At 66.2% G+C, this 17,852-nt stretch carries 20 protein-coding genes and 1 pseudogene; 19 read left to right on the top strand and 2 right to left on the bottom strand.

The features are described from left to right. Nucleotide 1 precedes the first annotated feature (1 nt). The 4 genes from R4P47_RS08665 (at nucleotide 2) to R4P47_RS08680 (ending at nucleotide 2,890) form a co-directional block, all read left to right on the top strand. Entirely contained in the window at nucleotides 2–142 is a 141-nt protein-coding gene (locus R4P47_RS08665; protein WP_317784547.1) for a hypothetical protein, read from the top strand. Next, complete coding sequence (locus R4P47_RS08670; RefSeq protein ID WP_094614028.1) at nucleotides 139–894, top strand: phosphoglyceromutase; 756 nt, start codon at nucleotides 139–141, stop codon at nucleotides 892–894. The genes R4P47_RS08665 and R4P47_RS08670 overlap by 4 nt, the downstream gene beginning before the upstream one ends. 137 nt (nucleotides 895–1,031) lie before the next feature. Beyond that, nucleotides 1,032–2,204 carry a sensor histidine kinase gene (locus R4P47_RS08675; protein WP_283347895.1) on the top strand — a complete coding sequence of 391 codons (1,173 nt, stop codon included), beginning with the start codon at nucleotides 1,032–1,034 and terminating at the stop codon, nucleotides 2,202–2,204. Next, nucleotides 2,201–2,890 (top strand): response regulator transcription factor, encoded by a 690-nt coding sequence (locus tag R4P47_RS08680; protein WP_032380369.1) that lies wholly within the window; start codon nucleotides 2,201–2,203, stop codon nucleotides 2,888–2,890. The genes R4P47_RS08675 and R4P47_RS08680 overlap by 4 nt, the downstream gene beginning before the upstream one ends. Before the next feature lie 68 nt (nucleotides 2,891–2,958). On the opposite strand, the gene R4P47_RS08685 is transcribed toward R4P47_RS08680, so the two are convergent. After that, complete coding sequence (locus tag R4P47_RS08685) at nucleotides 2,959–3,711, bottom strand: hypothetical protein (protein ID WP_179276371.1); 753 nt, start codon at nucleotides 3,709–3,711, stop codon at nucleotides 2,959–2,961. Nucleotides 3,712–3,824: 113 nt separating this feature from the next. Between R4P47_RS08685 and R4P47_RS08690 the strand changes: the two are divergent. The 10 genes and pseudogenes from R4P47_RS08690 to R4P47_RS08735 form a co-directional block, all read left to right on the top strand. Continuing rightward, nucleotides 3,825–4,064 (top strand): annotated as a pseudogene (locus R4P47_RS08690) (hypothetical protein); the annotation flags it as partial. Next, nucleotides 4,061–5,218 (top strand): hypothetical protein, encoded by a 1,158-nt coding sequence (locus tag R4P47_RS08695; protein WP_317548407.1) that lies wholly within the window; start codon nucleotides 4,061–4,063, stop codon nucleotides 5,216–5,218. The pseudogene R4P47_RS08690 and the gene R4P47_RS08695, both read left to right, overlap by 4 nt. A 12-nt stretch (nucleotides 5,219–5,230) precedes the next feature. After that, entirely contained in the window at nucleotides 5,231–6,073 is an 843-nt protein-coding gene (locus tag R4P47_RS08700) for a sugar phosphate isomerase/epimerase family protein (RefSeq protein ID WP_283347893.1), read from the top strand. Nucleotides 6,074–6,095: 22 nt separating this feature from the next. After that, a complete protein-coding gene (locus R4P47_RS08705; protein WP_317784548.1) occupies nucleotides 6,096–6,953 on the top strand; it encodes a thioesterase family protein in 858 nt (285 codons plus the stop codon). An 18-nt stretch (nucleotides 6,954–6,971) separates the two neighbouring features. Continuing rightward, complete coding sequence (gene proC, locus R4P47_RS08710; protein WP_068282380.1) at nucleotides 6,972–7,787, top strand: pyrroline-5-carboxylate reductase; 816 nt, start codon at nucleotides 6,972–6,974, stop codon at nucleotides 7,785–7,787. A gap of 127 nt (nucleotides 7,788–7,914) precedes the next feature. Beyond that, on the top strand, nucleotides 7,915–8,151 hold the full coding sequence (locus R4P47_RS08715) for a helix-turn-helix domain-containing protein (RefSeq protein WP_008713658.1): 237 nt from the start codon (nucleotides 7,915–7,917) through the stop codon (nucleotides 8,149–8,151). Nucleotides 8,152–8,370: 219 nt separating this feature from the next. Beyond that, entirely contained in the window at nucleotides 8,371–8,472 is a 102-nt protein-coding gene (locus tag R4P47_RS08720) for a 30S ribosomal protein bS22 (protein WP_003402602.1), read from the top strand. A gap of 144 nt (nucleotides 8,473–8,616) precedes the next feature. Next, nucleotides 8,617–9,744, top strand: a complete 1,128-nt coding sequence (locus R4P47_RS08725; RefSeq protein ID WP_317784549.1) for an NAD-dependent epimerase/dehydratase family protein — start codon at nucleotides 8,617–8,619, stop codon at nucleotides 9,742–9,744. Further along, nucleotides 9,741–10,790 carry a lysophospholipid acyltransferase family protein gene (locus R4P47_RS08730; RefSeq protein ID WP_317533416.1) on the top strand — a complete coding sequence of 350 codons (1,050 nt, stop codon included), beginning with the start codon at nucleotides 9,741–9,743 and terminating at the stop codon, nucleotides 10,788–10,790. Before R4P47_RS08725 ends, R4P47_RS08730 begins: the two co-directional genes overlap by 4 nt. Before the next feature lie 22 nt (nucleotides 10,791–10,812). Continuing rightward, nucleotides 10,813–11,301 (top strand): GNAT family N-acetyltransferase, encoded by a 489-nt coding sequence (locus R4P47_RS08735; RefSeq protein WP_094641470.1) that lies wholly within the window; start codon nucleotides 10,813–10,815, stop codon nucleotides 11,299–11,301. Nucleotides 11,302–11,320: 19 nt separating this feature from the next. Here R4P47_RS08735 and R4P47_RS08740 read toward each other — a convergent pair whose 3' ends face one another. Then, on the bottom strand, nucleotides 11,321–12,256 hold the full coding sequence (locus tag R4P47_RS08740) for an HAD family hydrolase (protein WP_068046474.1): 936 nt from the start codon (nucleotides 12,254–12,256) through the stop codon (nucleotides 11,321–11,323). 206 nt (nucleotides 12,257–12,462) lie between these two features. Here R4P47_RS08740 and R4P47_RS08745 point away from each other — a divergent pair, with 206 nt between their 5' ends. The 5 genes from R4P47_RS08745 (at nucleotide 12,463) to R4P47_RS08765 (ending at nucleotide 17,837) form a co-directional block, all read left to right on the top strand. Continuing rightward, entirely contained in the window at nucleotides 12,463–12,744 is a 282-nt protein-coding gene (locus R4P47_RS08745; protein WP_068046471.1) for a glutaredoxin family protein, read from the top strand. 157 nt (nucleotides 12,745–12,901) lie between these two features. Beyond that, complete coding sequence (locus R4P47_RS08750) at nucleotides 12,902–13,732, top strand: redox-sensing transcriptional repressor Rex (protein WP_317533418.1); 831 nt, start codon at nucleotides 12,902–12,904, stop codon at nucleotides 13,730–13,732. Then, nucleotides 13,729–15,141, top strand: coding sequence for a glutamyl-tRNA reductase (locus R4P47_RS08755; RefSeq protein WP_317784550.1), 1,413 nt, complete (start codon nucleotides 13,729–13,731; stop codon nucleotides 15,139–15,141). The genes R4P47_RS08750 and R4P47_RS08755 overlap by 4 nt, the downstream gene beginning before the upstream one ends. Continuing rightward, nucleotides 15,138–16,115, top strand: a complete 978-nt coding sequence (gene hemC / locus R4P47_RS08760; RefSeq protein WP_300517569.1) for a hydroxymethylbilane synthase — start codon at nucleotides 15,138–15,140, stop codon at nucleotides 16,113–16,115. The genes R4P47_RS08755 and hemC overlap by 4 nt, the downstream gene beginning before the upstream one ends. A gap of 159 nt (nucleotides 16,116–16,274) precedes the next feature. Further along, on the top strand, nucleotides 16,275–17,837 hold the full coding sequence (locus R4P47_RS08765; protein WP_068046447.1) for a uroporphyrinogen-III synthase: 1,563 nt from the start codon (nucleotides 16,275–16,277) through the stop codon (nucleotides 17,835–17,837). Nucleotides 17,838–17,852 lie beyond the last annotated feature (15 nt).

The following is a 17,852-nucleotide window of genomic DNA, read 5'->3' on the forward strand; positions in this document are numbered from 1 at the left end:
GATGACCTGGTCCGTGCTCGTGTTGTTCGACCCCGTCATCCCCATCCCGATCACCCTCACCGCCGTCGTGATGATCGTCGTCGTCGGGGTCCTGGTCGCACGCGGGCCAACGGGAGTGGAACATGAGAAACTGACCACATGAGTATCGGAACCTTGATTCTGCTTCGTCACGGCGAGAGCGAATGGAATGCGTCCAACCAGTTCACCGGTTGGGTGGACGTGCGACTGACCGAGAAGGGCGAGGCCGAGGGCAAGCGCGCCGGTCAGCTCCTCGCCGAGGCAGGCATCCTGCCCGACCTGCTGTACACCTCGCTGCTGCGTCGCGCGATCAGCACCGCCAACCTCGCACTCGACGCCGCCGACCGGCACTGGATTCCCGTCGTCCGCGACTGGCGTCTGAACGAACGGCACTACGGCGCACTGCAGGGACTGAACAAGGCCGAGACCAAGGACAAGTACGGCAACGAGCAGTTCATGCTGTGGCGTCGTAGCTACGACACCCCGCCGCCGCCCATCGAGATCGGCAGCGAGCACAGCCAGGACGCCGATCCGCGCTACGCGGACCTGGACAGCGTTCCGCTGACCGAATGCCTCGCAGACGTCGTCGAGCGCCTGATCCCGTACTTCGAGGAGACGATCGTCGCCGATCTGAAGGCCGGCAAAAACGTCCTCGTCGCCGCGCACGGTAACTCGCTGCGCGCTCTCGTGAAGTACCTCGACGAGATCTCCGACGCCGATATCGCCGAGCTCAACATCCCCACCGGCATTCCGCTGAAGTACGACCTCACCGAATCCGGCGGCAAGCTGAAGCCCACCAACCCCGGCGGCACCTACCTCGACCCCGAAGCAGCGGCTGCAGGTGCAGCTGCCGTGGCAAACCAGGGCGGTAAGTAGCTCCACCACGCCCAAACCGACGTTTTGTCGTAACTGCAGGTGAACGATCGAAGAACACTGCCGACGGGGACTATGACGACCAGGGAAATGCCTGCACCCTGCGTATGTGAGCTGTCCATCGAACGTACGATTCCGGTGTGAGTGTTGCATCGGCCGTACTACTGGCTATCGCCACGGCCTTCGTGGGATACCTCGTCGGCGGTGTTCTGATCCCGTACCTCAACACTCGACACTCGGAGCGTCGCCGAGCCACGTCCGGCCTGACGATGTCCCAGGTGCTGGACCTGATCGTCCTCGCATCGGAGAGCGGCATCGCCGTCGTCGACCAATTTCACGACGTCGTGCTGTTCAACCCGCGCGCCGAGGAGTTGGGGCTGGTGCGTAACCGGCTGATCGACGATCGGGCGTGGGACGCCGTCCTCAAGGTCCTCGCCGACGGCAACCCCGTCGAAGTGGACCTGAGCTCGAAGAACCCGAGAACCGGCCGAGACAAGATCGCCGTCCGCTGTGTCGCCCGGCTGCTCAGCAAGGAAGACAAACGCTTCGTCGTGCTGTTCGCCGACGACGATTCCGAGCAGGTCCGGATGGAGGCGACGCGTCGGGACTTCGTGGCCAACGTCAGCCACGAACTCAAGACTCCCGTCGGCGCGATGAGCCTGCTGGCCGAGGCGCTGCTCGAATCCGCAGACGACCCCGACTCGGTGAGGCACTTCGGCGGCAAGGTCGTCGCCGAATCCAAACGGCTCGGCAACATGGTGACCGAACTGATCGCACTGTCCCGCCTGCAGGGTGCCGAGAAGCTACCCGACCTCGAGGTCGTCGACGTCGACACCGTCGTCAACGAGGCGATGGATCGATCCAAACTCGCCGCCGAGAACGCCGGAATCTCCGTCACCACCGACCACCCGAGCGGCCTCGAAGTTCTCGGCGACCAAGCGCTGCTGGTGACGGCCCTGGCCAACCTCATCCAGAACGCCATCGCCTACTCCTCGGACGGTGCGCCGGTGTCGGTGAGCCGAGCCCTGCGCGGAGACAACGTGGCGTTCGCCGTCACCGACCGCGGCATCGGCATCGCCAAAGAAGACCAGGAACGCGTCTTCGAGAGATTCTTCCGCGTCGACAAAGCTCGGTCGCGGGCAACCGGCGGCACAGGCCTCGGCCTGGCCATCGCCAAACACGTCGCAGCCAACCACAACGGCAGCATTTCGCTGTGGAGCAAGCTGGGCACCGGATCCACCTTCACCCTCCAGATCCCTGCGTACTTCGAAGAAGAAGACGACGCTTCGGTTACAGAAAGAGAGAATCAGTGACCAACGTTCTGATCGTGGAAGACGAAGAGTCGTTGGCCGATCCATTGGCCTTCCTGCTCCGCAAGGAAGGCTTCGAGGCCACGGTCGTCGGAGACGGACCGTCGGCGCTCGCGGAATTCGATCGCGCAGGAGCAGACATCGTGCTGCTCGACCTCATGCTCCCCGGCATGAGCGGAACCGATGTGTGCAAGCAACTGCGTTCGCGCTCAGGCGTTCCCGTGATCATGGTGACCGCACGTGACAGTGAGATCGACAAGGTCGTCGGACTCGAACTCGGTGCCGACGACTACGTCACCAAGCCGTACTCGGCACGCGAACTCATCGCTCGCATCCGCGCAGTTCTGCGGCGCGGCTCCGACGCCGAGGTCGACGGTGGAGTCGATACCGGAGTGCTCGAAGCCGGACCGGTGCGCATGGACGTCGAACGTCACGTGGTGATGGTCGGATCCGAGCAGATCACGTTGCCGCTCAAGGAATTCGATCTGCTCGAGTACCTGCTGCGCAACTCCGGTCGAGTGCTGACCCGCGGACAGTTGATCGACCGCGTGTGGGGAGCCGACTACGTGGGCGACACGAAGACCCTCGACGTGCACGTCAAGCGACTGCGCTCGAAGATCGAAGCGGACCCGGCCAAGCCGGAACACCTCGTCACCGTGCGCGGACTGGGCTACAAACTCGAAGGGTAGAGCCTGCGGCATGTGCGCGGAACTTCGTAGTGGGCTACGAGGTTTCGCTCACGTGCGGCGCAGCCGCTCTATCGGCGCTGCGCCTCACGAGTGGCCGGATGCACTGCTATCAGACCCAGACCGCGGCGACGCTTGCACAACGATGCCAGTTCGTCGTACGCCGCCTTGCCGAGTAGTTCGGTCAATTCCGGCTTGTAGGACTCGAACACCTGCTTCGAGCCGACGTGCGCATCGGGCGAGCCCGAGCAATACCAGTGCAGATCGAGACCGCCTTCGCCCCAGCCGCGTCGGTCGTACTCGCCGATCGTGGTCTTGAGGATTTCGGAGCCGTCCGGCCGCGTCACCCAGTCCTGGGTACGTCGGATCGGCAGCTGCCAGCACACGTCGGGCTTGACCTCGAGCGGCTCGATGCCCTTGCGGAGCGCCATCGAGTGCAGGGCGCACCCGATTCCGCCCTCGAACCCGGGACGGTTCTGGAAGATGCAGGCACCCTTGTAGCGCCGCGTCCGCAGCGACTGCTCGTCGTCGAGATCGTCGTATTCGACGTATCCCTTCTTGCCCAGACCCTTGTCCATGAGCTGCCAGTCCTGCGGAGTGAGCAACTTCACGGACTCGTCGAGCTTGCGTTTGTCGTCCTCGTCGGACAGGAAAGCGCCGTGGGAGCAACAACCGTCGTCGGGGCGGCCCTCGACGGTTCCCTGACAGGCCGGAGTTCCGAACACGCAGGTCCAGTTGGACAACAACCACGTCAGATCCGCAGCGATGAGGTGTTCCGAATTGTCGGGGTCGGGAAACTCGACCCATTCTCGCGGGAAATCCATCTCGACCTCTGCAGCGAACGACTGCTGCTCACGACCTGCTGTCACAAACGTCGACGGTAGACCCAGTACCGTGGGCATGTGCGAATAGGGGTGCTCGACGCCGGTACGGACGCGGCTCGAGGCGACTCGTAGCGTTCGTAACGCGGATCGTCGTGGCCGACCGTGCAGAATTGGAAGGTGTCAGCGCCGACAGGTCGCCACCACTGGTGGCCGGGGCTCTGGTAGCGGAGGCGAGCATGCGGGCATCGACAGTGGAGTCACCCGAGATATGCCCGTGGGCGCTGAAGGAAGGTTTGATGTTGAGGAAGCTGGACCCCGAAACCGACGGCGATCCGGTGGTGAGCTCGAGATGAGCGACACCAACCCGGAGGACACCGGACAGATCTCGGTTGCCGAGCTGCTGGCTCGAAACGGTCAGAAGACGAACCTGAGCGCAGGCGGTCGCCGTCGCCGCGGCGTCAAGGGCGGCATCTCCGTCGCCGAGCTGACCGGTGAGATCCCCGTCGTACGCGACGAGCCCGGTAACCGCAGCGCCCCGGTGGTCGAGTCCCCGGCACCCGACGCGTCCGAGCCCGAGACGCCCGACGTCGCCCCGGCAGCTCCGCAGAGCAGCGATGCGGCCGAGGACGATGCACCCGCCGCCGTCTCTTCCCGGCCGCAACCAGCCAAGCCGCAGACCACTCGCCCCACCCCGTTCCAACCGGCAGGCAAGCGCGAGAAGCAGCAGCCCGAGCCGGAACTGCTGTCCGGCTCCACCACGGTTGCCGGTGACCTGCTCAACCGCTCGCACGACGACACCGAACGGTCCAAGCGCCCGGCTGTGTCCACGGCGCCGGCGCCCGATCGGCTTCCGTACGGATCCACCGCGGCCGAGCAGGGCCGGACCCGCAAGCCTGTGGGATTCCGAGCCTCGCGGCAGGTCGAGGTGGTCGAGCCGAACACCGACGTCGCTCCGCGTGCCGCGGTCATCGACGTCGACGACCTGGCCAAGACTGCGGTGTCTCCGCGCATTGCGCGCGCCGACGACACGACGGCCGAGTCGGCCGACGAGTCGGCGAAGGTCGATACGTCCGCCGCCACCGAGGTCGTCGATCTCGTGAAGCCGGAGATCGACGACGAACCGAAGACCGCGACCGACGTCGAGGCCGACACCGACACCGAAGACGCACCGGACGCGGAGGCCGACAGCGCCACTGCGGCCTCGCGGACCGACCGCCGGGCAGCGGCCGTCAAGGGCAAGGGCGGTGCCGTAAGGCAATGGCTGGTGCTGATCGGTCAGGCCGTGGTGTCGATCGCCGTCGGCGCGCTGCTGTTCAAGGGCTTCGAGCAACTGTGGGACGTGTTGCCGTGGGTCGCTCTGGTGCTGTCGGTGCTGGTCATCGTCGGGCTCGTCGCGGTGGTGCGGATTCTGCGACGCACCGACGATCTGATCTCGATCGTCATCGCGATCGCGGTCGGTGTCTTCGTCACGCTCGGTCCGCTCGCCTTCCAACTCAGTACCGGCTGAGTCGGCACACCGATGGGCGCGAAGCGAATTCAGGTAGGACTGTCCACGGCCTCGGTCTATCCGCAGAACACCGAGGCGGCGTTCCGATACGCGGCAGAGCTCGGGTACGACGGCATCGAATTGATGGTGTGGGCCGAGTCCGTCAGCCAGGACGTCGACGCGGTGGCCGCGCTCTCGCGGGAGTACTCGATGCCGGTGCAGGCCATCCACGCGCCGTGTCTGCTGATCTCGCAGCGAGTGTGGGGATCCGATCCGGTCACCAAACTCGCCCGCTCGGTCGAGGCGGCCGAGAAGCTGGACTCGGCGACGGTCGTGGTGCACCCACCGTTCCGGTGGCAACGCAAGTACAGCGACGGCTTCGCCGATCAGGTCGCCGAACTCGAATCGAACTCGCACGTGGTGGTCGCCGTGGAGAACATGTTCCCCATGCGCGCCGACCGCTTCTTCGGGCGCAAGGAGAAATCCGCACAGCGACTCGAACGACGCGGTGGTCCGGGCGCGGCACTGTCGGCGTTCTCGCCTTCCTACGACCCGACCGACGTCGGCCACGGGCACTACACCCTCGACCTCTCGCACACGGCCACCGCAGGCTCCGACGCGCTCGAGATGCTCGACCGGATGGGCGAGGGCATCGCGCACCTGCATCTGGCCGACGGCCGGGGCGCATCGGTGGACGAGCACCTGATCCCCGGCCACGGCAGCCAACCGTGCGTGGAGGTGTGCACCGAACTGGTGCGCCGCGGCTTCGAAGGGCAGGCGGTCATCGAGATCAACACACAGAACGCGCGGACGGTCCCCGAGCGTTCCTCGATGCTCGGGCAAGCACTGCAGTTCGCCCGCGCACACCTGTCCTGAGGCCGCCGGTAAGTTGTCGGAAATGAGTTCCGCCAGCCCCTTCACCGCCGCCACCACCCTGACCGCGCTCGAGGTCGCCGCCGACACCGCGTCGTTCGCGGGCGCGATCGACTCCACCTGGACCATCGGTCCGAAGGTGCACGGCGGCGTGATGCTCGCCGTCTGCGCGGCAGCAGCGCGCAAGCACATCGTCACGACCGACCCGGAGCAGGCCGAGATCCAGCCGCTCGCGGTGAGCGTCAGCTACCTGGCCGCTCCCGATCCCGGCGAGGTCGCGCTGACGACGGTGGCACGCAAGCGCGGCCGTCAGGTCTCGCACGTCGACGTCGAACTCACCCAGGCCGGACGCGTTGCCGTGCGGGCGGTGGTGACCCTCGGTCGTCCCGATTCCGAGGAACCCCACCACGAGACGCCGACGTCGTTGGCGTCGATGGCAGCCGAGCCGCCGGCCGAGACCCTCGCGGTGGCGGGCGATCATCCGATGGCGTCGATCGTGCACGTCGCCAAGGGCTGCGAGATGCGGATCGACGCGGCGTCGGCGTCGTTCCTGACCGGCCAGCAGGGCGAGGCGGAGATTCGACTGTGGGTGCGTCCCTTCGCGGGCGACGAGGCCGATCTCGACACCGCAGTGCTGTTCGCACTGATGACCGGAGACATCTCGGCTCCGGTGACCATGAACCGCGGAATGTTCGGTTGGGCTCCGACCGTGCAGTTGACGACCTACCTGCGACGCCGTCCGGCACCGGGGTGGCTGCGTGTGGCGGCGACCAGCACCGTCATCGGCAGCACCTGGTTCGAGGAGGACCACGTGGTGCTGGATTCGACCGGTGCCGTCGTGGTGCAGAGCAGACAGTTGGCGATGGTGCCACGCTCGAACTGACATGGCAGGCTTGGTCGTATGACGAGAATTGCAGTGATCGGCGGCGGACGGATCGGTGAGGCGTTGATTGCGGGACTCCTCGAGTCCGGCCACGCAGTGCGCGATCTGGTGGTCGCCGAGAAGTCCGAGGCCCGCGCCAAGGAGATCGCCAAGGAATTCGGAGTACTGACCACCACCGTCGGCGACGCATCCGAGGGAGCCGATGTGATCGTGCTGGCGGTCAAGCCGGCCGACGTCGAAGCGGCACTGACCGAGATCACGAAAATCGAACTCGACGGCGATCGCGAACAACTCATCGTCTCGCTGGCCGCAGGAGTCCCTACCGCCAAGTTCGAGCCCAAGCTCCCCGCCGGCTTCCCGGTCGTTCGGGTCATGCCCAACACCCCGATGCTGGTGGGGGAGGGCGTCAGCGTGTTGGCACCGGGCAAGTACGCCCGCGCCGAGCACCTCGAACTCGTGCGCTCGATCCTCTCGGCCGTCGGCAAGGTGGTCGTGGTCAAGGAGAACCAGCTCGACGCCGTGACGGCCGTGTCCGGCTCCGGGCCGGCCTACTTCTTCCTCGTGGCCGAGGCCATGATCGACGCCGGAGTGGGCCTGGGATTGAGCCGCGACGTGGCGTCGGCGCTCGTGGTTCAGACGATGGTGGGGTCCGGAGCGATGCTCGATCGCTCCGACGAGAGCGCGAGCGAGCTCCGGTACGCCGTGACTTCTCCCGGCGGAACGACAGCCGCAGCAGTGCGTGAATTGGAGAGAAAGGGCGTCCGAGCAGCGTTTTTCGATGCCCTCGGTGCCGCAAATGCCCGATCCATTGAGATGGGCATCACAGCAGAATAAAAAATCTTTTCCCCACACCCGTCGCAGTAACCCCATCTGTCCCTATAGGCTCGGAGGCAGCACGTGCGTGTCTGTTCGGCAGGAGGGGAAGCCTGCCGCATGAGACGTGCCGGAGGTATGTGGATTGATGGCGTCTATAAACAAGCCGTCCAAGGGTTCGTCCCCGGACGGTCAACCGGCCCTGGCCGGAACGCAGTTCCTCACGGTCGCCGAAGTGGCGACGCTGATGAGGGTTTCGAAAATGACCGTGTACCGGCTGGTGCACGGCGGAGAATTGCCCGCTGTACGAGTGGGTCGATCTTTTCGTGTGCACGCCAAGGCGGTCCACGACTATCTCGAGACCTCGTACTTCGACGCAGGCTAGTAGTGCACGTGGGGCCGGTTTCGTAAGTCCTGGTTCACACCGGTAGGATTGGCGCTCGTCGTGCCAGCCAGCCGGTGTGCAGCCGTGGGCGAGTACGTGGCCCCAGCGCCAGCTCGGTGACCAAGGCTTTTGGCTCGAAGCCCTCAGGGCTTGGTTGTCAGGTAGGCGTACGCAAACGGCGTGCGCGAAAACGCTAGAGAAGAACGTGAGGACACCCGCATGGGTTCAGTGATCAAGAAGCGTCGCAAGCGCATGTCGAAGAAGAAGCACCGAAAGTTGCTTCGTCGTACCCGCGTGCAGCGCAGGAAACTCGGCAAATAAGCCTGCCGTCATCTGCTTCATGGGGAAGCCCGTCACCATCGGTGGCGGGCTTCTTCCGTTCGAAGAACGGGCTTTGCTTCTCACCCACGCCGAGCCCGGCCGATCCAGTAGGCTTTGCAGCGGAACCGACGTTGGGGGTGCGCAGTGAGTCCGAGCGATCGTGGATCGTCTGCGCCCCGAGTGGTCCTCGTGACCGGAGCGAGCCGATTCCTCGGCGGCTACCTCGTCACCAGACTCGCCCAGAATCCGAACATCGAGCGTGTCATCGCCGTCGATGCGGTCTCGCCGAGCAAGGATCTGTTGCGCCGCATGGGACGCGCGGAATTCGTCCGCGCCGACATTCGTAATCCTTTGATCGGCAAAGTGATTCGCAATGCCGGCGTCGACACCGTCGTGCACGCCGCTACCGTCGCCAAGCCCCCGAAATCCGGTGGCCGCGCGACGATGAAAGATCTCAACGTCATCGGCGCGATGCAGCTGTTCGCGGTCTGCCAGAAGTCACCGACCGTCGAGAGGGTGGTACTGCGTTCGTCGTCCGCGGTGTACGGCTGCAGCGCGAAGGATCCGGTGAAATTCACCGAGGAGATGAGTGCTCGACGCCCCCCGAGCGGTGGGTACGCGCGGGACTCGATCGACATCGAGGGATACGTGCGCGGTCTCGGGCGTCGACGACCGGACATCGCGGTGTCGATCCTGCGCATGGCACCGCTGATCGGTCCACGACTGAACGGCACCATCTCGCGCTACATGACCTCTCCGCTGATTCCCAGCATCGTCGGTCGCGACGCACGCATGCAGTTGCTGCACGAGGAAGACGCCCTGGCTGCGCTCGAGCGCGCGACTCTCGGTGGGTCGGCCGGCACGTTCAACATCGGAGCCGACGGCACGATCATGCTGTCCCAGGCGATTCGTCGAGCCGGCCGCGTTCAGGTGCCGGTACCGTTTCCGCTGTTCAAGAGCGTCGGCCGCGCACTGATGGGCGGCATGATGCGCGAGTTCACCACCGAGCAACTCGACTACTTCCACTTCGGCTGCGGACTGGACACCACCCGTATGCGGTCCGTCCTTGGCTTCGAGCCGCGGTGGACTACGGTTCAGGCATTCGACGACTTCGTCCGAGGCGCAGCGCTGCGGCCGGTCATCAGAACCGAATGGGTGGACAGCGTCGAAGATCGACTGGTCTCGGCCGTCGAGACAGGCGCGTCCACGGCGCGGGCGCTGGCGGCACTGCGTAGTTCGGGAGCGGCGCGTAATTCGGGAGGGGACAGGTGAGCGAAGTGGCCAAAGTGATTCCATTGCACGGCGGCACGTCCGGCCGCTCGGCGCGAGCGGCTGCGGGCTCGCGTGAACGGCACCCCTCCGCCTACGCCGATCCGCGCGAGCCGACGCCGTTGCCGGCCCCGGCTCCTGCCGACGCGTCGGCAGTGACGCCCTCGCTCCCGACTCCGTTGCTGTCGATGATCGACGACACCAAGTCGACGATCGTCGACCAGATCTCCTCGGTCGCCGAGTTCGTTCGCAGGCGGCTGGCCGGTGACTACAGTGTCGACGAGTTCGGCTACGACCCGCACTTCGCCGACGCGGTCTGGCTTCCGTTGCTGCGGCCGTTGTTCGACAAGTGGTTCCGCGTCGAGGTCAAGGGCATCGAGAACATTCCGTCCGACGGCGGCGCGCTCGTCGTCGCCAACCATGCGGGCGTCGTGCCCGTCGATGCGCTGATGGCATCGGTCGCCGTGCGAGATCACCACCCGGCGCACCGCCCTCTGCGAATGTTGGCCGCCGACATGGCATTCGAGATGCCCGGCGTCGGCACGATCGCGCGCAAGGCCGGGCACACGCTGGCGTGCAACCCCGACGCCGAGCGTCTGCTGCGTACCGGCGAGGTCGCCGCCGTGTTCCCGGAGGGGTTCAAGGGCATCGGTAAACCGTTCAGCGAGCGCTACAAGTTGCAGAGATTCGGTCGCGGCGGATTCGTCTCGGCTGCTCTGCGGACGGGTGTGCCGATCATCCCGTGCTCCATCGTCGGGTCGGAAGAGATCTACCCCAAGATCGGCGACATCGCACCACTGGCCCGGTTGATGGGCGTGCCGTACTTTCCGGTGACGCCGTTCTTTCCGCACCTCGGCCCGCTGGGTCTGATCCCGTTGCCGTCCAAGTGGTACATCGAGTTCGGCAAGCCGATCCCCACCGACGGGTACGACTCCACCGCGTTCGAGGATCCGATGGTGCTGTTCGAGTTGACCGACCACGTGCGCGAAACCATTCAGCACACGCTCTATCGACTGCTTGCCAAGAGGCGCAACGTCTTCCTGGGTTAGACACTCGGGTTATCGTGTGGCAGTGCATATTCGCGACACTTCCGCTGCCGATCTACCCGAGATTCTCGACATCCACAACGATGCGGTCGCCAACACCACCGCCATCTGGGACGAAGAACAGGTCGACCTCGCCGATCGCACAGCTTGGTTCGAGGGCCGGATCGCCGCGGGATACCCGGTACTCACCGCAGAGGTCGACGGACGGGTGGCCGGATACGCGTCGTACGGGCAGTGGCGGGTCAAGAGCGGCTACCGACATTCGGTGGAGCATTCGGTGTACATCCATCGAGATTTCTACCGTCGCGGGCTGGCCAGTGCGCTACTGAGTGAATTGATCGAGCGAGCGAAAGCGAGCGACATTCACGTGTTGGTGGGGTTCATCGAGTCCGAGAACACCACGTCGATCGCTCTGCACGAGAAGTTCGGGTTCGCCACCGTCGGACAGATGCCGCAGGTGGGCGTCAAGTTCGGTCGGTGGTTGGACCTGACGCTGATGCAGCTCACTCTCTGATCGCCCGTGGCCGGATGATTCAGGCCTTGCGTCGGCCGATCACCGCAGCCAGCCCGCCGCCCACCGCGCCCAACGCCAACGCCGTGGGCACACCGATCTTGGCGGCCTTGCGTCCGGTGCGGTAGTCGCGGATCTCCCAACCCCGGTTCTTGGCCAGCTCACGCAGATCGGTATCGGGGTTGATCGCCACGGCGGTGCCGACCAGCGAGAGCATCGGCACGTCGTTGTGGCTGTCCGAGTACGCGGTGCAGCGCTTGAGATTGAGACCTTCACGCACCGCCAGCGAGCGCACCGCGTGCGCCTTGCCGATGCCGTGCAGGATGTCGCCGACGAGACGGCCGGTGAACACCCCGTCCTTGCTTTCGGCGACGGTTCCGAGCGCGCCGGTCAGGCCGAGACGCTTGGCGATGATCTGGGCCAGTTCGAGGGGAGTGGCAGTCACCAGCCAGACCTGCTGACCGGCGTCGAGGTGCATCTGCGCCAGAGCCCGGGTGCCGGCCCAGATCTTGTCGGCGATCATCTCGTCGTAGATCTCCTCGCCGAGCCGGGTCAGCTCCGAGGTGGGACGGCCGGTGATGAACGAGAGCGCCTTCTCGCGTCCGCTGGCCACATCCTCGCTGTTCTCCTTGCCGCTGACCCTGAATTTGACCTGCTGCCAAGCGAATTGGGCCAGATCACCGCTGGTGAAGTACTTGCGGGCGGCCAACCCACGAGCGAAGTGAATGATCGACGCACCCTGCACCATCGTGTTGTCCACGTCGAAGAAGGCCGCAGCAGTCAGATCCCGCGGAACGGCCCCCTCGGACTCGATCTGCAACGCCAGAGCGGCATCGGCACTGGCCTGGCCTGCAACGTTGGCGCGAACCTCGGCGTCGCTCGGACCGAACGGATTGCGGATTCTGCGGATGCGGCGCTTGAACTGCTTGTCCTCGCGCGGATCGTTCGTATCGACCATGTCGATATCGGGCGTGTTCTCGATCGGCAGGTCTGTTCCCCCGTCACTCACTTCGGTCCACCTCCCAGTCGAGTCGCTCGCCGCAAGCCTAGTCGGGGTCGTCCGGACGACAGGCGAAGGGCAGCACTCGACCCCTGTCGTTCGGCCCCACGTCGGACCGGGGACTGTGACCTTCGTCTCCGTTACGGCCGTGTCACAGTGGAGGTATGCAGACGACCCCCACCGGCGTGGCTCTTCTCACCCGTGCAGGCTGCCATTCCTGCACTCACGCGCTCGAGGTGTTGAACGAGGTGTGCCGCGAATTCGACGTGGCAGTCACCGTCGTCGACGTCGACGAGGCGGCAGCGGAATCGCCTGACCTGCGTGCGGAGTACGGGGATCGAGTGCCCGTGGTGCTGCTCGACGGCATCGAACACAGTTACTGGGAGGTAGACGTGCCGCGGTTGCGGGCCGATCTGACCCGGGCAGGGCACCCTAAGAACGTGTGATTGCTCTCGCGTGTGCAGGTGAGGGCCGGTGTGCGCAACTTTGTTCATTCGTTCACAAGCAGTTACCGTGGTGTGAACAGCGTCCGTGAAATAGACACGAACGCAGGATCAGCGTGAAGATCGGCCGTCGTTGCCGTTCGGACGAGGAGCCCCAGACGTGACCGAAGAGCGCCCGTCGCCCAGCGGCGTAGAGCGGGTCATCCCTCAGGCTACGGTCACCCGTCTGGCGACGTACCTGCGGGTCCTCTCGATCCTCGCAGACGAGGGCGTTCTCATCGTCTCCAGTGAAGAACTGGCCACCGCAGCAGGCGTCGGATCGGCGAAACTGCGCAAGGACCTCTCTTTCCTCGGCCCCAACGGCGTCCGCGGAGTCGGCTACGACGTGGCCCGCCTGCGCGCCAAGATCGACAGCGCACTCGGACTCGACCGCGGCCACCGCGTCGTCCTGGCCGGAGTCGGCAACCTCGGGCAGGCGCTGGCCGGCTACGGCGGATTCGCTCGACGCGGCTTCACGATGGTCGGCCTCTTCGACAGCGACCCGGCGCGAGTGGGCACCGACGTCGACGGCCTCACCGTCCGGCACGTCGACGAACTCGTCGTCGCCTGCCGCGAACTCGAAGCGACCATCGGCGTCATCGCCACCCCCGACGAGGCCGTGCACAGCGTCGCCGAAAAGCTCGTCTCCGGTGGCGTCGAATGCATCCTGAGCTTCTCGCCCATGGTTCTCGACGTCCCCGAACACGTCGAGGTGCGCCGCGTCGACCTGGCCGTGGAGATGCAGGTGCTCTCCTTCAACAGCTCCCGCAACGTCTCCGGACCTGCCGATATCGCCGGTCCGGCCATCGTCACCGCGCCCCGACCGCAGCCGGTCTCGCCGCCCCCGCTCACGTCCACGGCACGTCTCGGCCGCAGTCACGGCCCGCGCATCGCCGGCAACCCAAGCCCAGTCAACAGTTCGACAAGAAACGGATCGGTGATTGCACCGTGAGTGTCCTTCTCGTCGGGATTTCGCACCGTAGCGCTCCCGTCGCAGTCCTCGAGCGTGTCGCCATCACGGACACCGATCGCCCGAAACTGACCGACAAGCTGATGGCCAGCGGAAGCATTTCCGAGGTCATGGTGGTATCCACGTGCAATCGCGTCGAGATCTACGCCGTCGTGGACGCCTTCCACGGCGCGCTGACCGCCGTCGGCGAAGTTCTCGGTGAGCACTCCGGGCTCGAGGTCGCGGACCTGACCAAGCACGCCTACGTCCGCTACAGCGAGGCCGCCGTCGAGCACCTCTTCGCCGTGGCCAGTGGCCTCGACTCGATGGTCATCGGCGAGCAACAGATCCTCGGCCAGATCCGCTCGGCGTACGCCGCCTCGGACGGGCAGCAGGCATCGGGCCGGGTGATGCACGAACTGGCTCAGCAGGCCCTGCGCGTGGGCAAGCGCGTGCACAGCGAAACCGGAATCGACGCCGCCGGAGCCTCGGTGGTCTCGGTCGCCCTCGACCGCGCCGCGGACCTGTTCGGCGGTTCCCTCGCCGGCCGCAAGGCCGTCGTCCTCGGGGCCGGTGCGATGGGCGGGCTCGCCGTCGCTCACCTCGGGCGCGCGGGTATCGGTGCACTGACCGTCGTCAACCGCACTCGCGAGCGAGCCGACCACCTGGCCGAGAACGCCGTCTCCAACGGCATCACGGCAACCTCGGTCGCGCTCGAGAACCTGGCCGACGCAGTCGCCGAGGCCGACATCCTCCTCACCTGTACCGGAGCGGTGGGGGCCGTGGTCTCCATCGCCGACGCCCACCTCGCTCTCGCCCGCCGCGGCTCCGATCGACCGTTGGTGATCTGCGACCTCGGTCTGCCGCGCGACGTCGACGCCGCGGTGTCGGGTCTGCCGGGCATCACCGTCTTCGACATGGAGTCCCTGCAGCGTGATCCTGCTGCCGGTGCCGCGGCGAACGACGCGTCGGCGGCTCGCGAGATCGTTTCCAGCGAACTCTCGGGATACCTTGCCGGACAACGACTTGCCGAGGTCACCCCCACTGTCACGGCACTGCGTCAGCGTGCTGCCGAGGTGGTCGAGGGAGAGCTGCTGCGGCTGGAATCGCGGCTGCCCGGGCTCGACTCGCCGCAGCGCGACGAGGTGGCCCGCACCGTGCGCCGCGTCGTCGACAAGCTGCTGCATTCGCCCACCGTGCGGGTCAAGCAGCTCGCCAGTACGCCGGGCGGGGATTCCTACGCCGCTGCGCTGCGTGAGTTGTTCGAGCTGAGCCCCGGCTCGGTCGACGCGGTTGCCATGCCGATGGAGATCGGCTCGCTGGAGCTGGTGGACGATTTCACTGCCAGCCGTACCGATCTGCGCTCGGACTCTTACCCCGGCGAGACCACCGGTCAGGAGCGTGCCGAATGACCGACATCGTCAAGATCGGTACTCGCGGAAGCCTTCTCGCGACCACCCAGGCCGACACCGTTCGGGTGGCCCTCGCGGCAGCCGGAGTCGAGGCGGAACTGGTGATCGTCAAGACCGCGGGCGACCTCTCTGCTGCGCCCGTGCAGACCATCGGCGTCGGTGTCTTCACCGCGGCGCTGCGTGAGGCGCTGGCCGACGGCACCGTCGACATCGCCGTGCACTCGTACAAGGATCTGCCGACTGCGGCCGACGACCGGTTCACCATCGCCGCCATCCCCGCTCGCGAGGACCCACGAGATGCCCTGGTCGCCCGGGACGGACTGGTTCTCGGTGAACTGCCCGCCGACGCGAAGGTCGGCACGTCCGCACCCCGCCGGATCGCTCAATTACGTGCTCTCGGACAGGGATTGAACGTTCTGCCGTTGCGCGGCAACCTCGACACCAGGATCGGCAAGGTCGCGTCGGGTGAGCTCGACGCCGTCATCGTCGCCCGCGCCGGCCTGTCCCGTATCGGCAGGTTGGATGTCGTCACCGAAGCGCTCGACCCGGTGCAGTTGCTTCCGGCACCCGCCCAGGGCGCGCTGGCAGTCGAATGTCGCGTCGAGGACACCGATCTCGTGACCGCGATCGCCACCCTCGACGACGCACACTCACGCGCCGCCGTGGCGGCGGAACGCGGACTGCTCGCCGAACTCGAAGCCGGCTGCACCGCTCCGGTCGGCGCGATCGCAGAGGTCGTCGAATCCATCGACGAGGACGGCCGCATCTTCGACGAACTGTCGTTGAGGGGCTGCGTCGCCGCCATCGACGGCAGCGACACCATCCGCGCGTCGATCGTCGGATCACCCGACCGAGCCGAGGAGCTGGGCCGAGAACTGGCCCGCGAACTGCTCGATCTCGGTGCGCGCGAACTCGTTTCAGTCACCGAACCAGCACAGGCCGGTTCTCAGGTACAGGGTGGATCTCATGTCTAGGGCCATAACGGCACCCGTCCGCGGACGCGCCAAACGCAAGGCGACTCGTCCGATGGTGCGAAGAGAGTCGATCGCCACCGCTCGACTGATTCCGAAACGGGGCACCGCAACCCCGATAGAACTGCAGTACCCACACAAGACAGCACTGGAGAACAACCGATGAGCCCAGTCCGCAAGAACACCAACGGACGGATCCTGTTCGTGGGATCCGGGCCGGGTGACCCGGCTCTGCTCACGGTCCGGGCACGGGAAGTGCTCGGAGCGGCCGAGCTCGCGTTCACCGATCCCGACGTCGACAAGGGTGTCACCGCCCTCGTCGGTGCCGACGTTCCGCGTGACCCGGAGACGGGTGAGAACGGTGTCGAGGTTCGTCCGGCACTCGGCGAACCGGCCGAGGTCGCCAAAACCCTTCTCGCCGAGGCCAAGAACGGCCACGACGTGGTTCGCCTGGTCTCCGGTGATCCGCTCACGACCGACTCGGTGATCGCCGAGGTCAGCGCCGTCGCTCGCACGCACGTGCCGTTCGAGGTGCTCCCCGGCCTGCCGTCGGGATCGGCCGTCCCCAGCTACGCAGGCATGGCACTCGGCTCGGGTCACACCGAGGCCGACGTCCGCGGCGAGGTCGACTGGGCAGCACTCGCAGCTGCTCCTGGCCCGCTGGTACTGCACGCCACGTCGGGTCACCTGGCCGAAACCGCCAGTGCCCTCGTCGAACACGGCCTGGCACCGCAGACGCCCGCGGCCATCACCGTCCGCGGCACCACCCGTCAGCAGCGCACCGTCGAGGCCACCCTCGCCACCCTCAACGATGCTGGATCCGAGCTCGTCGGATCACTCGTCGTCACCGTGGGCAAGGTCGTCTCGGGCCGAAACAAGATGTCCTGGTGGGAATCTCGCGCACTGTACGGCTGGACCGTGCTGGTGCCCCGCACCAAGGATCAGGCCGGGGAAATGAGCGATCGCCTCGTCACCCACGGAGCCATCCCCATCGAGGTCCCGACCATCGCCGTCGAGCCCCCGCGCAGCCCGGCCCAGATGGAACGCTCCGTCAAGGGCCTGGTCGACGGCCGCTACCAGTGGGTCGTCTTCACCTCCACCAACGCCGTGCGCGCCGTGTGGGAGAAGTTCGAGGAGTTCGGTCTGGACGCTCGCGCGTTCTCCGGCGTCAAGATCGCCTGTGTCGGTGAGGCAACCGCGGCGAAGGTGCGCTCCTTCGGCATCAACCCCGAACTGGTGCCCTCCGGTGAGCAGAGCTCGCTCGGACTGCTCGAGGACTTCCCGCCGTACGACGAGGTCTTCGACCCGGTCAACCGAGTGCTTCTGCCCCGCGCCGACATCGCCACCGAGACTCTCGCCGAGGGCCTGCGCGAACGGGGCTGGGAGATCGACGACGTCACCGCCTACCGCACCGTCCGGGCAGCACCGCCGCCCGCCGAGACCCGCGAGATGATCAAGACCGGCGGCTTCGACGCAGTGTGCTTCACGTCGAGTTCCACCGTCCGGAACCTGGTCGGCATCGCCGGAAAGCCACACGCCCGCACGCTCGTTGCATGCATCGGACCCAAGACCGCCGAGACGGCCGTCGAATTCGGTCTGCGCGTGGACGTGCAGCCCGAGTCGGCTCAGGTCGGACCGTTGGTCGAGGCACTCGCCGAGCACGCGGCTCGCCTGCGCGCCGAGGGTGCGCTGCCCCCGCCGCGAAAGAAGTCACGTCGGCGCTAGGTCCCACCAGAAGAG

Origin of the sequence: Rhodococcus sp. IEGM 1370, from assembly GCF_033142325.1 — a bacterium.
In the GTDB taxonomy this organism is placed as follows: Bacteria; Actinomycetota; Actinomycetes; order Mycobacteriales; family Mycobacteriaceae; genus Rhodococcoides.

Bases quoted from the DNA above. Each gene is read 5' to 3' on its own strand.
- R4P47_RS08665 (WP_317784547.1), top strand. From the start codon at position 2: ATGACCTGGTCCGTGCTCGTGTTGTTCGACCCCGTCATCCCCATCCCG.
- R4P47_RS08670 (WP_094614028.1), top strand. From the start codon at position 139: ATGAGTATCGGAACCTTGATTCTGCTTCGTCACGGCGAGAGCGAATGG.
- R4P47_RS08685 (WP_179276371.1), bottom strand. From the start codon at position 3,711: ATGGATTTCCCGCGAGAATGGGTCGAGTTTCCCGACCCCGACAATTCG.
- R4P47_RS08695 (WP_317548407.1), top strand. From the start codon at position 4,061: ATGAGCGACACCAACCCGGAGGACACCGGACAGATCTCGGTTGCCGAG.
- R4P47_RS08700 (WP_283347893.1), top strand. From the start codon at position 5,231: ATGGGCGCGAAGCGAATTCAGGTAGGACTGTCCACGGCCTCGGTCTAT.
- R4P47_RS08705 (WP_317784548.1), top strand. From the start codon at position 6,096: ATGAGTTCCGCCAGCCCCTTCACCGCCGCCACCACCCTGACCGCGCTC.
- proC (WP_068282380.1), top strand. From the start codon at position 6,972: ATGACGAGAATTGCAGTGATCGGCGGCGGACGGATCGGTGAGGCGTTG.
- R4P47_RS08715 (WP_008713658.1), top strand. From the start codon at position 7,915: ATGGCGTCTATAAACAAGCCGTCCAAGGGTTCGTCCCCGGACGGTCAA.
- R4P47_RS08720 (WP_003402602.1), top strand. From the start codon at position 8,371: ATGGGTTCAGTGATCAAGAAGCGTCGCAAGCGCATGTCGAAGAAGAAG.
- R4P47_RS08740 (WP_068046474.1), bottom strand. From the start codon at position 12,256: ATGGTCGATACGAACGATCCGCGCGAGGACAAGCAGTTCAAGCGCCGC.
- R4P47_RS08745 (WP_068046471.1), top strand. From the start codon at position 12,463: ATGCAGACGACCCCCACCGGCGTGGCTCTTCTCACCCGTGCAGGCTGC.
- hemC (WP_300517569.1), top strand. From the start codon at position 15,138: ATGACCGACATCGTCAAGATCGGTACTCGCGGAAGCCTTCTCGCGACC.
- R4P47_RS08765 (WP_068046447.1), top strand. From the start codon at position 16,275: ATGAGCCCAGTCCGCAAGAACACCAACGGACGGATCCTGTTCGTGGGA.